The sequence below is a fragment of the Virgibacillus sp. LDC1 genome (assembly GCF_025792345.1).
Lineage (GTDB): Bacteria > Bacillota > Bacilli > Paenibacillales > Paenibacillaceae > Paenibacillus_AQ > Paenibacillus_AQ lautus.
On the sequence record NZ_JAOXLZ010000001.1, the window covers coordinates 2,905,144 to 2,918,444 of the forward strand.

Below are 13,301 nucleotides of genomic sequence, written 5' to 3' on the forward strand. Positions count from 1 at the left end.
TCGCAAGCTCGGTAGACAAAGGTCTCATCCTGACATGACAGTAACACGATATATATGTACTTCAAGACGGCTCTATCTTCCGAAACTTGACATAAATCCAGAAGATTAGCGTTAGGTTGCCAATTTCAAAATGGCATTCGAAGCACCGATCAGGAAAGACGATAAAACATAGCGAAGACGGCCCAGAAGGCCGCCTTTTTGTTTATTCACTCTTAAGTTCAACTTGCTAGAACTCAGCTTGCCTAGAACGCGGTTCTCCGGCTGCCCCCATCCGTTTTTCTTGCCATTACCGCAGCCGACCAGTGCAGCAGACATCCAAAGCGTAGAGATTAACAGCATCATGCCAAACCTGATCCTCTTCATCATCACATTGCCCCCTGTACTTGGTAGTAGTGAACATTTTAGACTCCTACAATTGTTAAACGATATTCAATATTTAATGAGTGATAATGAAATTATCAGCGCTTACACAATTAAAGGTCTATACTTTTTTGATATTTTACACAAGATTCTTGAACTAGATTCAATATTAATCCGGGTGAGGGTCTCCTTATCCCCTCTACTCACTCATTTCATTCAGGTATTTTTCAAGCACGATCGTTCCGGCCCCAATGATACCGGCATGCTCTCCCAACTCGGATGGCTGAAGCACGATTTTATTATGGAAGCTGGACAGGCTTCTGTTATAGGATGTTTCTTTTACATATTCGAAGAAATCCGGATACCGGTTAGCGAGAACCCCGCCAATGATGATGGTCTCCGGCGTCAGCAGATTAATGACATTAGCCAGCGAAATGCCAACATAGCGTGCCGATTCGTTCAGCATATTGGCAGCTAATTGATCTCCATCCAGACCGGCCGTAATCACATCGGTGACGTCCAAACCGCGGTCATTGCCATCATACGAGGATTTAAGAGAACTGGCAGCTCCGCGCCGCAGCTCCTCTCCGACTCTGCGGACAATAGCAATACCCGATGCAATCGCTTCAAGGCAGCCGTAATTGCCGCAATTGCAGCGCGGACCGTCAATATCGATCGTACAGTGCCCGATCTCACCCGCTCCAAAAGGGTAACCCTGATATATTTTTTGATTGAAGATCAGTCCGCTCCCGATCCCGGTATCGGCATCCACATACACCAAATTGTTGAAATGCCTGCCGTTACCGTACCATAACTCACCGAGTGCCATAACGTTAGCGTCCTTCTCGATTTGGGTTGAAAGCTCCGTATTCTCCTCGATCAGTCCCTTTAATCGTACCTGATGCAGCCCGGGAAGGTTGGGCGGTGTCAATATCCTGCCTTGTTCGGGATCGAGCGGTCCCGGAGCTCCCACGCCAATACCAATGATTTGGGACTTCAGGCCCGACTCGCCCAATACGGCTTGGATCGTGGAGATAATCATATTCACAACGCTTCCGCGATTGGTATTATCTTCGAAGGAGCAGCGTTTCTCCGTCATCGCTTTTCCCTGCAAATTAATGACGGCCGCCCTTACGGAGGATGCGCTGATATGTACTCCGACCGTGTAAATATCGCCGGGATTCAAGGAGATGAGTTTGGGCTTCCTGCCGCGGCTGGAATCGTCATAAAATCCGGCTTCAATAATCAATCGATCCTTCATCAGCTCTTCCACCAGATTATTAACGGCAGTAAACGTTAAATTCATCTTGGCCGCGATTTCCGCTTTCGTTAAACTGCCGTAGTCACGAAGCAGCCCGATAATGCCGATACGATTCAGGTTCCGGACATGCCGATTGTTCTTACCAACTGAATTGTTCATGTTAAAACCTCATTCTTTTACCAATAATTGTACTTGCTTTCTCACACATCTATCATAGGGGAAAATTCAGAGTTAGTAAAATCCATTCCCTCAGGCTCCAACTAAAAAGCCTGATTTCCTCTTCGGAAATCAGGCTTTGTTATATCAACCGATGGTGACTTGTTGACTTACATGTGATTTAGCATTTCGCGGCATGCTTCGGCACATTTCCGGCACGCCTCGGCACATTGTTTGCAATGCTCGTGATCATGCTTCCCGCACTCTTCGGCGCAAGCAAGACACGCCTTCATGCACAGCTCGCAAATTTCCTTAACGTATGGGCTTTTTCGTGACATGGCTTGAGCCGCAAACGCGCATATATCGGCACACTCTCTGTCGAGTGATATACAATCGCGAAGCTTGGCCAGTTCGTATTCTTTCAGACACGACACATAGCATACATTGCAAGCGTTCATACATTGGAGACATGCTTCGATGCATTCTTTATATTTGAGTTCATTTAACATTGGATAGATCCTCCTTGTAGTTATTACGCTATGCCTTTGTATTAAACGCTCGACTGCCCTCTGAATCAAACATTGGCCAGAAAGACCCAAGGTACAATTGCCCAATATGATCAGGAGATTGTTGACTTATGCCCGACTTGCCTTCCCCTCCAGCATTTCAAGCTGCTCCCGCAGCAGCGATTTCTGAAAATGCTCCCCGATAAACACCACCACATCCGGTACTTGGCCCTGGGGCGTTATTTTCATAAAATCGGATTCGCGGAACGCGTACTGGAACAAAAAACGGCTGTTGGTATCGCTAAAGGTGAGAATCCCTTTGGCCCGGTATACATCCCTTGGCAGCCCGGCTATCAATCGTTCAAACTCCACGCTGTTTACCGGATGGCTGAAATAGTATGTGTACGACATGACATGATCATGAGAACCATGATCATGTGCATGGTCGTGGTTGTGGAGATGCTCATGGCTGTGGTCATGCTCATCCCTGTGGGTATGTTCATGGTGGTTGGCATGTTCGTGCTTATCTGCATGCTCTCGGGCTTCCCTGCCCTCTCGATCATGCGCGTGCGAATGCTCATCCTGGCCATGTGGACCGCTCTGCAGCAGTTCTTCAAGATTCAAGTCGCAGCGCACCGCGGGCATAATCGGAGCATACGGATTCCAGCGCTCGACCAGCTGCTGAATCGTCTCTTTGTCTTGATCGTTCACCTGGTCCATCTTATTGAGGACGAGCGCCGAGGCTGCACGAATCTGCTCTTGCATCAAACGATAGGTCTTCCCCTTCTGCTCTGTGTTCAAATGCAGCAGATGCGCGGCATCCACGACGGTGATTAGTTTTTTCACGTCAATCCTCATGTATAAAGCAGCTTCCGCGGCCGCGTCCAAAATTTCCATCGGATTGGCGATCCCCGTCGCTTCAATGACGATGACATCCGGCTGTTCCCGCTGGATGAGCATCGCGATTTCAGATGATAAATCGGATCGAATGGTACAACAGATACAGCCGCTCAGCATTTCTGCCGTCGGTACCTCTTCATCGGCGACAAGCCCTTCAATGTTAACCTCGCCGATCTCGTTCATGACAATGGCCGGCCGCAAACCCTGCTGCTTGAAGGAGGCAATGAGGCGGCTAAGCAATGTCGTTTTTCCACTGCCGAGAAAACCTGATAAAATATAAATGGGTGTTACGTGCTCCACGTTCCATACTCCTTTGCGCGCATCGTTTATTATGCTAGCGAGTGTACTACATTTCATCCATCTACTGCAAGCGTCCCGCCATTAACTTAACAGGAGTTGTCATCGCCATGAATTCAGCGCAAGAACATAAACAGCAATCCCCCGCTTCCGTGAACTGTATGGTGATTACGGTCTCGGACACGCGGACCAAGGACACGGACAAGAGTGGTAAACTTATGATCGGCTTGCTCGAAGAAGCCGGGCATGCCGTTGTGGACTACAGCATTGTACAGGACGACTATGAAACGATCCGTGAAACGATCTATTCCGCGGTTAGCCATCCGGAGATTGATGTCGTCCTCTTAACAGGCGGTACAGGCATATCCAGCCGGGATACCACCTATGAAGCGGTATCTTCACTGCTCGATAAGGAACTCCCCGGATTCGGCGAAATCTTCCGCTTCCTCAGCTTTACTGAGGATATTGGGTCTGCGGCCATTTTGAGCCGCGCGATCGGTGGCACGTTAAGCAACACCGCAGTCTTCTCGATGCCGGGTTCTACTGGAGCTGTGAAGCTTGCGATGAACCGTATTCTGCTGCCTGAGCTGCGGCACATCAAATATGAGCTGGATAAACACAGATCATAACAAAAGCCGGGCACCATGCGAAAGGCCGGATGCATACGTGCATCCGGCCTTTTCTCCACTCTAACTGCTGGCGCGTCGTTGATGTTTGGCGAGCAGGGAGGGCGCTATTTTTTTGACCTGGTCATAATAGTTATCCGTTTTGTCGCCCGTCGACGTATATACGATGGACGTTTCCTGGTCGCTCACGATCAGGTTATGCCCGCCGGCCGCATTGGCATCCCCTTCTGCAACGCCGTATATCTCCTTGATCCCTTTTTCCCTGGCCGCTTGATCCTGATAGACATACACGGTAATAAACTGGCTTGCATCATAATTGATCCGGTATTGATACGTGATATTGCCGACGTTGTCCTCCGCATAGGTTTCGTTGGTCAACGGCATGCCCACCTGGTTGAACGAGGCTTGGAGATCCTCAAGGAATTTTCCGTTCAAGCCCCGCCCCGATATGCGGGCCTCCCTGGAACCTTCCTCGTAAGCCCTCATGTTATATAGGCGCATCTCGTCCCTGGCCACCTGCCGGGAACAACCGACCGATATGACAAGAATGGAACAAAGCAATAAAGCGGTAACGATTCTGCGGTAATTCATGTTCACTCACCCTTCCTTAGGTGTCAAAGGTTGCCTTCCCTTAGGATGCCTGCGGGTGAGGAACATTATGCGAATTTCAAGCCAATTATTATAGAGCGATGACGCTTCTTCCAACCGCCCCACCCTGCAGGATGGTGTTCAGCACTTCAGGCAGATCGGTTAGTCTGTATTCCGTAATTCCTTCTTGAAGCACGGATGCCGGCTTCCATTCACCGGCCAGCTTCGACCATACCGAGCGGCGGTAGGCCATAGGGCAGTATACCGAATCGATTCCGAGGAGATTGATGCCTCTAAGGATAAACGGAAACACCGTCGCATCAAAAGCACCGCCGCCTGTCATACCGGAAACAGCGACGCTTCCTCCATATTTTACGCTTTTCAGAAGCGAACCCAGTTGGTTGCCTCCGACCGGATCTACCACTGCTGCCCATCGCTCGGCAGAGATGGCTCCCTTGGAGGCTGCCGCAGCTTCTGCCCTTGATATCACTTCATGGGCTCCCAGCTGTAAGAGCCAGTCCCTTTGACTGGATTTCCCTGTGGATGCCGTCACGCGATAGCCTAACTGACTGAGGATGGACACTGCGAAGCTGCCCACTCCCCCCGTCGCGCCCGTAACCAGGACGGGACCCTGCTCCTGCTGCAGGCCATTCCGTAACAAGGCCTCTATCGATAATGCAGCCGTAAAACCTGCGGTTCCGATGGCCATCGCATCACGCGGGGACAAACCCTGCGGCAGCGGGACGAGCCATTCTCCCTTAACCCGTGCGTACTGGCTGAATCCGCCTTCGTGAGATACCCCTAATTCATAACCGGTACAGAGGACGGAATCGCCTTCCTTGTAATTTGCATGAGTGGAATGCACAACTGTTCCTGCTAGATCAATGCCCGGAATGAACGGGTACCGGCGAACAATTTTTCCTTCCGGTATGCTGGCCAGCCCGTCTTTATAGTTAACCCCGCTGTATAACACCCGGACAATAACGTCACCTTCGGGCAGTTGCTTCAAACTCAGGTTCTCCACGCTGCCGCGAACCCCTTGCTCATCTTGACGCAGCACGTAGGCCTGAAAGTCGGTTTCGTTGTACATATGTATCACTCCTTAGGTTAGTGGTGGTATTACTGGTCTATCCATCAGGATCTGCACTATGAATGTCGAAGCGTCATCCATACACTCGGAATATGGCGACTTGTGCGCTTTCCCGAGAAATGATCCTCCACTCGGCTTAATTAGTCAAAATTATGTTATCATGGAAAAGGAATACTTTTATACAAAAATCACCAGAAAGAGTTGAAATCTAATTTATGATGCATTCAGAATATAGATCTAAACGTTCATCCTACCGCTTCTCGTACTTACTCACTTTGGTGACGTTAATTCTGTTATCGGTCGTTTATAAACCGATCAGCCAGTTTTTTGAAGCCCTTGGTATTCCTATACAATCAGGAGGCATTACCGGCTCGTTTCTCGTGTTCTTCCTGAGCTTGGGGCTCATTCTAACACTGTATCGGCTAATCTTCAGAGTATTCCCCATCATTACCCGGCCTGGTCTCAAAGTATACGTATTAATCAGTCTACTCTTCCTATTGTTTACCGGGTTCTACGAATACAGGAGCACACACCGCACAGTTGAAGCGGCCGTGTTCAATGGGAAGCATGCTTTTCTTGAGGCATCTTTCAGGGTTGATCATGCTGAAATCATACAACCAGAATCAGCGCCGAACAAGGCGTATGCTCTCTTGGTTACACCTGGAACAGGATTGCATTTATCAACCTATACCAAGGGATGGCTCGGATGGAACACTTCATTTGCAACAATAGTGTACCCTCCTGCTGAAGATTCCTCTTCTCCCTCCGTATTCTCGAAGACAGACAAGTATTCATCACTCGTCCTTGGCATATATAGAAGCCAGGAACCCCTTCAGGTCCAAGTAAATGGTCAGCCGGTCCAAACCATACATTATCAGCAACTCAAGCCATATGTCAGTGAAGATTTGTACATTTGGTACTACAAATACCCGCCGGGCATGCTCGAGAACATGGATAAGGTTCATCTCACTGCCCATGACGTCAATGGAATTATGGTGGATCGACTTGACATATAGCAGGATACAAAAAGACGCTCCTTCATCTGCCAAGCGGCAAGACAGAAAAGCGTCTTTTTAATTTCTGTATTCTAAAACCTAATCCTCATGCTGTTCCATGAACTCGGCCATCATCCGCTGTTTCACTTCCCAGACCTCTTCACTCAGATTAACGCGGTAAATTTCCGGATTCAGCTTCCGCAGATACTCCGGCCAGAACTGATCCAGCTGCGCATCATGATAGCTGCGAATCTCTTCGAGCTTCGGCAGCTCATACACCAGCTCGCCATTCATGAATACCGGTTCAAGCATGGACACCGCTTCAAAATTCTTCACGTTCTTGCGCATGTAAGGATGCAGCGGATTAAACAGCTTCAGCTTACCGCTTTCCGGGGGCATCTCCTCTTCCGGGAAGCAGATGTAATCGGCGATTGCTTTGCCGCTGCCCTTGGATATGATGCGGTACACTTCCTTTTTGCCTGGCGTGGATACTTTTTCAGGGTTGCCGGAGATTTTGATGGTTGGTACCATCTTGCCGTCAACCTCCCGCTCCACCAGCTTGTAGACGCCTCCGAGTGCAGGCTGGTCGGCCGCCGTAATCAACTGAGTACCGACGCCCCAAGTATCGACCTTGGCACCCTGTGCCTTCAGATCCAGAATCGTACCTTCATCCAGATCGTTGGACGCCACGATGCCGACATAGTGAAGACCGGCCTCATCCAGCATCTTCCTCGCCTGAATCGACAGGTAAGCCAAATCCCCGCTGTCGAGACGAATGGCATTCATACGCTTCCCTTGGGCCTCCAGCTTCTTCGCCGTTACAATGGCATGGGGAATCCCGCTTTTCAACGTATCAAAGGTATCCACCAGCAGCGTCACTTGATCCGGCATAACCTCGGCAAAGATATCAAATGCCTCCTGCTCGCTCCGGAAGGTCTGCACCCAGGAATGCGCATGCGTACCTTTTGTCGGGATTCCGAACTTTTCGCCTGCCAGCATATTCGATGTCGCATGGAAACCGGCCAGATACGCAGCACGCGCGCCCCAAACCGCCGCATCCGCTTCCTGTGCACGTCTTGTGCCAAACTCCAGCAAGGTATCCCCGCTGGCAACCTGACGGATACGGGATGCTTTCGTTGCGATCAAGGTTTGAAAGTTCATGAAGTTCAAGAGTGCCGTTTCAACCAGCTGTGTTTCAAAAATGGTGCCTTCCACTCGAATGAGCGGCTCATTCGGGAATACCAGCGCCCCCTCTTTCATGGAATGAATATTCCCTTGAAAACGGAACCGGCGAAGCTCCTCCAGAAATTCAGGTTTATACTTCTCTTCCTGTTTAGCCAAATACGCTATATCATCCTCCGAGAATCGCAAGGACTCAATATAATGTACAATCCGCTCAAGACCGGCAAAAACCGCGTATCCGTTGCCGAATGGCAGCTTCCGGAAATACCCCTCAAACACCGCACGCGTATGGTGAGAGCCATTAATCCAGTGAGCGTACATCATGTTGATCTGGTATTTGTCCGTATGCAGTGCTAATCCTGCTGTCAGCATCACGATCATCCTCCACTGTTCCCCGGTTCAACTCTGCTTCCGGGTGTTCAAGCTGTCTATTGATTAAGAACTTCCTCACTTCGTACTACCGATGCCCCGAGACTTCCTTGAAAGTGGCTTAACGCCCACTTGTGTCCTTCCGGATTGAAGCTTGCGACGGCATCTTCATAAACCGTAATCCGATATCCGTCATTATAGGCATCCACTGCAGTATGCAGCACGCAGATGTCCGTGCAAACGCCGACGAGATCGACTTCGGTAATCCCGCGTTCCCGCAGCTTCTGATTCAGATCCGTACCGCAAAATGCGCTGTATCTCGTTTTATCCATCCAGTAGACGGCATCCTTGCGTTCCTCATATACCTGCTGAAGTTCACCGTATAATTCCCGCCCCCGGGTTCCCCGAATGTTATGCGGAGGAAACAGTTTGGTTTCGGGATGATAAGCGTCATTGTGCTCATGCAGGTCGACGGCCATTACAACAAAATCACCACGGTCGCTGTATAGCTTAGTCAGCTGCGCGATTGTGCTTAGAATGTTGATGGCCGGTTCGCCTACGGGCAGATTGCCATCCACGAAATCATTCGTGAAATCTATCACGATCAAGGCTTTCATCTGACACACTCCTCTACAACATGATTAATGTGATCGATAAAATAACAGCGGGTGAATCCATCCTACGTATAAATGGATAGCAGTGGTGCATGATCCGTAAATCGATACAACTGGGCAGGCCGTTGGGAGTATTGATTGGAGTTTAGCGGCTTGCCGTTCTCATCCCGGGCTTCTTCCAGTATCCCCTGCCTGCTGCGGGTCGAGGTGATTTTGCGGATAAAATTGGGCTCGTTGAACTCGGGCACAACGGTCTGGATGACCTGATATAACTCACTCAGTGTAAAATGCTCCGGTAAAAACTGCCGCGCAATCGTCGTTTGCAGCATTTGCTGCTGAATCTTGCGGTATGCATCCAACATGATATCCCTGTGGTCAAAAGCAAGCTCCAGCTCCTCCAAAGCTTCCGCAACCGTAAACAGCCCCACCTCTTCGGCATCATCGGCAGCCTGGCGGTGCTCCAGCATCCATTCCTCTACAAGCGCGTAGAATGCATGGCTAATAATCCAGCCCCTTGGATCCCGTCCGGGTGCGCTGTACACGCCCAAGTACTCCAAATGGCCGCCGTCCACCCCGGTCTCTTCTTTCAGTTCCCGTTTGGCGGCATCGTAAATAGACTCACTCTCACGGCAAAACCCGCCGGGGAGTGCCCACATACCCGCACATGGCCATGATCTGCGCCTGATCAGCATCACCTTAAGCTCACGCAGGGGCAATGTCTTGGTGAAGGTTTTTCGTTCCCGCTTCGTCAAGGTAAACATGACGATATCGGCGGGCACACCATCCGGTGTTCTGTATTTCTTGGCACTGCTCTTTGGCGTCTGTTCGCGATCCGTCATTTCCATCACCATAACTATTATTTTGATAATTTCATTATGACATATTTAAAGATGATGTCAAGGATTTCCTGACATCATCCTTTTTATAAGTTTACTATGCCCTATTCATTCCCATTCTGTGCATGATGTAACAAGAATAGAAAAGGTGCGGAACCATTCCGCACCTCGTTTCATCTATCCGCAGCTGCTTGGCGGCGTATCTTTTCCTGTTTCCACATTCACTTTTTCCGAAACGGTATCATGAATCACGGATACGACCAGCTGAAGAAGATAATTAATGTCGCTTTGACTTTGCTGGAACTCCATCACGAGCGGAATACCGTCAATCTCCTCTTGCAGTTCTTCGATCTCCCGTTCGATTTTGGCGACCATATCCTTGTTCTGGAACGTTTCAAAAGCTACGATTTCTTTTTGCTTTTTCTTAATGGTTTTAATGAGGTTTTGGACACGTTCGTGATTCTGGATCTTCTCTTCCGCTTGCTTAAACATCTGAACTTCTTCGCTAGTAGATATTAAATCCGCCAGCTCGCCGGCTTTTGCCAAAATATCGTCGCGTATAATCAATTCACGTGTATTGTAAGTTGACATACCGTATGTGTTGGTACGAACATGATCATGTGCCAAGGTTCATCGCTCCAATTCTTCATCATCTATATGGGAATATGCAGCACCGGCCGGATTCAATTCGCGGCCCTATGCTGCATTTGAATGCTGCCTGCTCCTCTATTATACCGCATCCGAGGCAGCAATCGTGTCCGGGATCATATCCCCCTTGATATACCAGGTCTTCGTATCCGTAATTCGGACATTCACGAAGCTGCCTACGAGGTCCGTTGAGCCTTCGAAATGCACCAGCTTGTTCGTTCGCGTGCGTCCCGACAGCATGGAGTCATTGTTCTTGCTGACTCCTTCTACCAGCACTTCCACCGTAGATCCAAGCAGCCTGTCGTTGCTCTTGCGGCTGTACTCATTAATGGCGGCATTCAAACGCTGAAGACGCTCGCTTTTGACCTCCATCGGTACGTTATCCTCCATCACCGCCGCTGGCGTTCCTTGGCGAGGAGAATATATGAACGTGTAAGCGGAGTCGTAGCCCACCTCCCGAACCAGGGACAGCGTCTCCTCAAACTGCTCATCGGTCTCACCGGGGAATCCGACAATGATGTCGGTGGTAAACGCGACATTGGGAATCGCCTTCTTAATCTTATGGGCCAGCTCCAAATACGTCTCGCGCGTATATTTGCGGCTCATTTTTTTGAGCACTTCCGAGCTTCCCGACTGCACCGGCAGATGAATATGCTCGACTAGGTTACCACCCTTCGCTAGCACCTCAATCAGATGATCATCAAAATCCCTTGGATGGGATGTCGTGAAGCGAACACGCGGGATATCGATCTTGTGAATATCATCCATCAGATCGCCGAAACGATACTTGATATCTTCAAAATCCTTGCCGTATGCGTTCACGTTCTGACCAAGCAGCGTAATTTCCTTATACCCTTGCCGGGCTAATTCGCGAACCTCAGCAATGACATCCTCCGGACGCCGGCTGCGTTCCTTGCCGCGGGTGTAAGGGACGATGCAATATGTACAGAATTTATCACAGCCGTACATAATGTTGACCCAGCCGCGGAGACCTTCTCTCTTTTTCGGAAGATTCTCAACAATGTCGCCCTCCTTGGACCACACTTCAACCACCATTTCCTTGCTGAAGAGCGCTTCCTGAATAAGGTGAGGCAGACGATGTACGTTGTGCGTACCAAAGATCAAGTCCACGAAGCCGTGCTTTTGGAGAATTCGATTCACGACCGATTCTTCCTGAGACATACAGCCGCAAACCCCAAGCAGCATATCCGGCTTCTCCGTCTTCAAATGCTTCAGGTGACCGAGTTCGCCAAACACTTTGTCCTCCGCGTTCTCACGTATGGCACATGTATTGAGCAAAATGATGTCCGCTTGCTTCCGATCCTCGGTTGCCCGGTAGCCCATCTGCTCCAGCAGTCCCTTAATCGTCTCGGAATCATGCTCATTCATCTGACATCCGTACGTATACACGATATAATGCTTGCCAGCCCCGATGGTTCGAAACGCTTCCGGCAGCTCGGTATCATACAATACTTCGACACTCTGCTTGCCGCGCTGTTTTTCCTGTCTATGATTAGGCTCCGAAAGAATGTTGATTTCCCGACCATTGATGCGAATTCTCTTCCCGTGTTCGTCTTCCGAGAGAACTTTGGCTCCTGAAAAATCAAAATACTTGGAGTAGTCCTTACTTTCTTTGGACATGCTAGGTCACTCCTTAGATCCGCAAAATCTCTGGTTTAACATGACAAAATATCTTAAATAGTACGTGTTCAAAAAGTCAGGTTTTCAGCACCGAGAAGCTTGGATGAAGCTAGGGACTGAGGAGCGGAGCGTAGGCAAAACCTACGTGAGCACCGGAAGGCCCGGCTGAATTCAATATTCGATGTCGATTAAGCTTCATGTGCTGCTTCGTGATCAAAAGATGACTTTTTGAACTACCTCTAATTAGGCACTGTTTTAAATTATATCATGATCTTATTGCCTAAGCTACCACCTTGGCGTTATTGAGGCCAAACCCTAAACAGATGATCTCTCTCTTTCAAAGAGGCTCCCCGAAACATGGAACCCTTGGGACATTTCAAAAAAGAGCCTGAGATCGAAATGAATCGACTCAGGCTCTTCCAGCTGCGAACGCTTAACAGCAGCACATGCGTGACACATACAGTATGTTCATGAAGGTTTACTGAAGCTACAGATTAATCAATAATTTCAGCAGTGTCTCCGTTTTTGGCGCCAGCAGCGTTAGCTTCATCGGTATCGATGTGCATGTCGAGCGCAAAATTGTCGGATACGCGGGCAATGACGTTCTCCAGTACAAGACCGCGTTCGCCGCCTAAGCGCACCTTCAGCAGGTCCTTGTCTTTAATCCCCCATTGATCCGCATCGGACGTATGGAAGTGAATGTGACGAGCGGCCACGATGACGCCTTCGTCCACCGTTACTTCACCTGCCGGGCCTTTAATCGTGATACCCGGGGTTCCGGCGATGTTTCCGGATTCGCGCACGGGTGCTTTCACACCGATCGCAAAGGAATCCGTGCGGGAAATTTCCAGCTGGGTTGCAGGACGTGCAGGTCCCAAAATTCTTACTTTATCGAATTGTCCTTTCGTTCCAATGACCGCTACCGTTTCGTTGGCTGCGAATTGTCCTGGTTGGGACAATGGTTTGAACTCTGTAAGCTGATATCCAGGGCCGAACAATGCCTCAATATGCGCTTGGGTTAAATGAATATGGCGGGCGGATACACCCACAGGTACAGTTTTACTCATCTGTCTCACTCCTTGTTTTTCTCTATATGCTGTACATGCCATCACCTATTATACTCTCTATTACCCAAAAATAAAAAGGCAACCCGGGTGATTCAGGCCGCCTTCTTCCGTTTCTTGAGCAATCTGCAACAGGATTGTCAAAGTTATCCTCGAATCATGGTCGTT

Annotated in this window: 14 protein-coding genes; 2 read left to right on the top strand and 12 right to left on the bottom strand. The window is 49.4% G+C overall.

All coding sequences use genetic code 11. The features are described 5' to 3' along the window. Positions 1-111 precede the first annotated feature (111 nt). The 4 genes from OHJ21_RS12860 to OHJ21_RS12875 form a co-directional block, all read right to left on the bottom strand. Entirely contained in the window at positions 112-366 is a 255-nt protein-coding gene (locus OHJ21_RS12860; protein ID WP_486020223.1) for a hypothetical protein, read from the bottom strand. 193 nt (positions 367-559) lie between these two features. Beyond that, positions 560-1,780 carry an ROK family protein gene (locus OHJ21_RS12865; protein ID WP_486020224.1) on the bottom strand — a complete coding sequence of 407 codons (1,221 nt, stop codon included), beginning with the start codon at positions 1,778-1,780 and terminating at the stop codon, positions 560-562. 167 nt (positions 1,781-1,947) lie between these two features. Continuing rightward, complete coding sequence (locus OHJ21_RS12870; RefSeq protein WP_100537998.1) at positions 1,948-2,286, bottom strand: four-helix bundle copper-binding protein; 339 nt, start codon at positions 2,284-2,286, stop codon at positions 1,948-1,950. A gap of 126 nt (positions 2,287-2,412) precedes the next feature. Further along, positions 2,413-3,483, bottom strand: coding sequence for a CobW family GTP-binding protein (locus tag OHJ21_RS12875; protein ID WP_486020225.1), 1,071 nt, complete (start codon positions 3,481-3,483; stop codon positions 2,413-2,415). 107 nt (positions 3,484-3,590) lie between these two features. Here OHJ21_RS12875 and OHJ21_RS12880 point away from each other — a divergent pair, with 107 nt between their 5' ends. After that, positions 3,591-4,109 (top strand): MogA/MoaB family molybdenum cofactor biosynthesis protein, encoded by a 519-nt coding sequence (locus tag OHJ21_RS12880; protein WP_486020227.1) that lies wholly within the window; start codon positions 3,591-3,593, stop codon positions 4,107-4,109. Positions 4,110-4,169: 60 nt separating this feature from the next. Here OHJ21_RS12880 and OHJ21_RS12885 read toward each other — a convergent pair whose 3' ends face one another. Beyond that, positions 4,170-4,697, bottom strand: a complete 528-nt coding sequence (locus tag OHJ21_RS12885; RefSeq protein ID WP_100538001.1) for a hypothetical protein — start codon at positions 4,695-4,697, stop codon at positions 4,170-4,172. Between the two features lie 88 nt (positions 4,698-4,785). Further along, complete coding sequence (locus tag OHJ21_RS12890) at positions 4,786-5,784, bottom strand: NADPH:quinone oxidoreductase family protein (RefSeq protein ID WP_486020228.1); 999 nt, start codon at positions 5,782-5,784, stop codon at positions 4,786-4,788. A gap of 215 nt (positions 5,785-5,999) precedes the next feature. On the opposite strand from OHJ21_RS12890, the gene OHJ21_RS12895 reads away from it, so the two are divergent. Further along, on the top strand, positions 6,000-6,800 hold the full coding sequence (locus tag OHJ21_RS12895) for a hypothetical protein (protein WP_486020229.1): 801 nt from the start codon (positions 6,000-6,002) through the stop codon (positions 6,798-6,800). A gap of 78 nt (positions 6,801-6,878) precedes the next feature. On the opposite strand, the gene OHJ21_RS12900 is transcribed toward OHJ21_RS12895, so the two are convergent. From OHJ21_RS12900 to pduL, 6 genes are all read right to left on the bottom strand, one after another. After that, a complete protein-coding gene (locus OHJ21_RS12900; protein WP_100538004.1) occupies positions 6,879-8,333 on the bottom strand; it encodes a nicotinate phosphoribosyltransferase in 1,455 nt (484 codons plus the stop codon). 56 nt (positions 8,334-8,389) lie between these two features. Further along, positions 8,390-8,947, bottom strand: a complete 558-nt coding sequence (locus OHJ21_RS12905; protein ID WP_486020230.1) for a cysteine hydrolase family protein — start codon at positions 8,945-8,947, stop codon at positions 8,390-8,392. A 62-nt stretch (positions 8,948-9,009) separates the two neighbouring features. Further along, complete coding sequence (locus OHJ21_RS12910; RefSeq protein ID WP_100538006.1) at positions 9,010-9,795, bottom strand: NUDIX hydrolase; 786 nt, start codon at positions 9,793-9,795, stop codon at positions 9,010-9,012. A 162-nt stretch (positions 9,796-9,957) separates the two neighbouring features. Beyond that, positions 9,958-10,407 (bottom strand): YlbF/YmcA family competence regulator, encoded by a 450-nt coding sequence (locus OHJ21_RS12915; RefSeq protein ID WP_009590459.1) that lies wholly within the window; start codon positions 10,405-10,407, stop codon positions 9,958-9,960. A 102-nt stretch (positions 10,408-10,509) separates the two neighbouring features. Beyond that, entirely contained in the window at positions 10,510-12,069 is a 1,560-nt protein-coding gene (gene miaB, locus OHJ21_RS12920; RefSeq protein ID WP_326113007.1) for a tRNA (N6-isopentenyl adenosine(37)-C2)-methylthiotransferase MiaB, read from the bottom strand. A 494-nt stretch (positions 12,070-12,563) separates the two neighbouring features. Further along, positions 12,564-13,136 carry a phosphate propanoyltransferase gene (gene pduL, locus OHJ21_RS12925; RefSeq protein ID WP_486020231.1) on the bottom strand — a complete coding sequence of 191 codons (573 nt, stop codon included), beginning with the start codon at positions 13,134-13,136 and terminating at the stop codon, positions 12,564-12,566. Positions 13,137-13,301 lie beyond the last annotated feature (165 nt).

Excerpts from the sequence above, each read along its gene's own strand:
- OHJ21_RS12865 (WP_486020224.1), bottom strand. The coding sequence starts at position 1,780 with ATGAACAATTCAGTTGGTAAGAACAATCGGCATGTCCGGAACCTGAAT.
- OHJ21_RS12860 (WP_486020223.1), bottom strand. The coding sequence starts at position 366 with ATGATGAAGAGGATCAGGTTTGGCATGATGCTGTTAATCTCTACGCTT.
- OHJ21_RS12890 (WP_486020228.1), bottom strand. The coding sequence starts at position 5,784 with ATGTACAACGAAACCGACTTTCAGGCCTACGTGCTGCGTCAAGATGAG.
- miaB (WP_326113007.1), bottom strand. The coding sequence starts at position 12,069 with ATGTCCAAAGAAAGTAAGGACTACTCCAAGTATTTTGATTTTTCAGGA.
- OHJ21_RS12910 (WP_100538006.1), bottom strand. The coding sequence starts at position 9,795 with ATGGTGATGGAAATGACGGATCGCGAACAGACGCCAAAGAGCAGTGCC.
- OHJ21_RS12905 (WP_486020230.1), bottom strand. The coding sequence starts at position 8,947 with ATGAAAGCCTTGATCGTGATAGATTTCACGAATGATTTCGTGGATGGC.
- OHJ21_RS12895 (WP_486020229.1), top strand. The coding sequence starts at position 6,000 with ATGATGCATTCAGAATATAGATCTAAACGTTCATCCTACCGCTTCTCG.
- OHJ21_RS12885 (WP_100538001.1), bottom strand. The coding sequence starts at position 4,697 with ATGAATTACCGCAGAATCGTTACCGCTTTATTGCTTTGTTCCATTCTT.
- OHJ21_RS12900 (WP_100538004.1), bottom strand. The coding sequence starts at position 8,333 with ATGCTGACAGCAGGATTAGCACTGCATACGGACAAATACCAGATCAAC.
- OHJ21_RS12870 (WP_100537998.1), bottom strand. The coding sequence starts at position 2,286 with ATGTTAAATGAACTCAAATATAAAGAATGCATCGAAGCATGTCTCCAA.
- pduL (WP_486020231.1), bottom strand. The coding sequence starts at position 13,136 with ATGAGTAAAACTGTACCTGTGGGTGTATCCGCCCGCCATATTCATTTA.
- OHJ21_RS12880 (WP_486020227.1), top strand. The coding sequence starts at position 3,591 with ATGAATTCAGCGCAAGAACATAAACAGCAATCCCCCGCTTCCGTGAAC.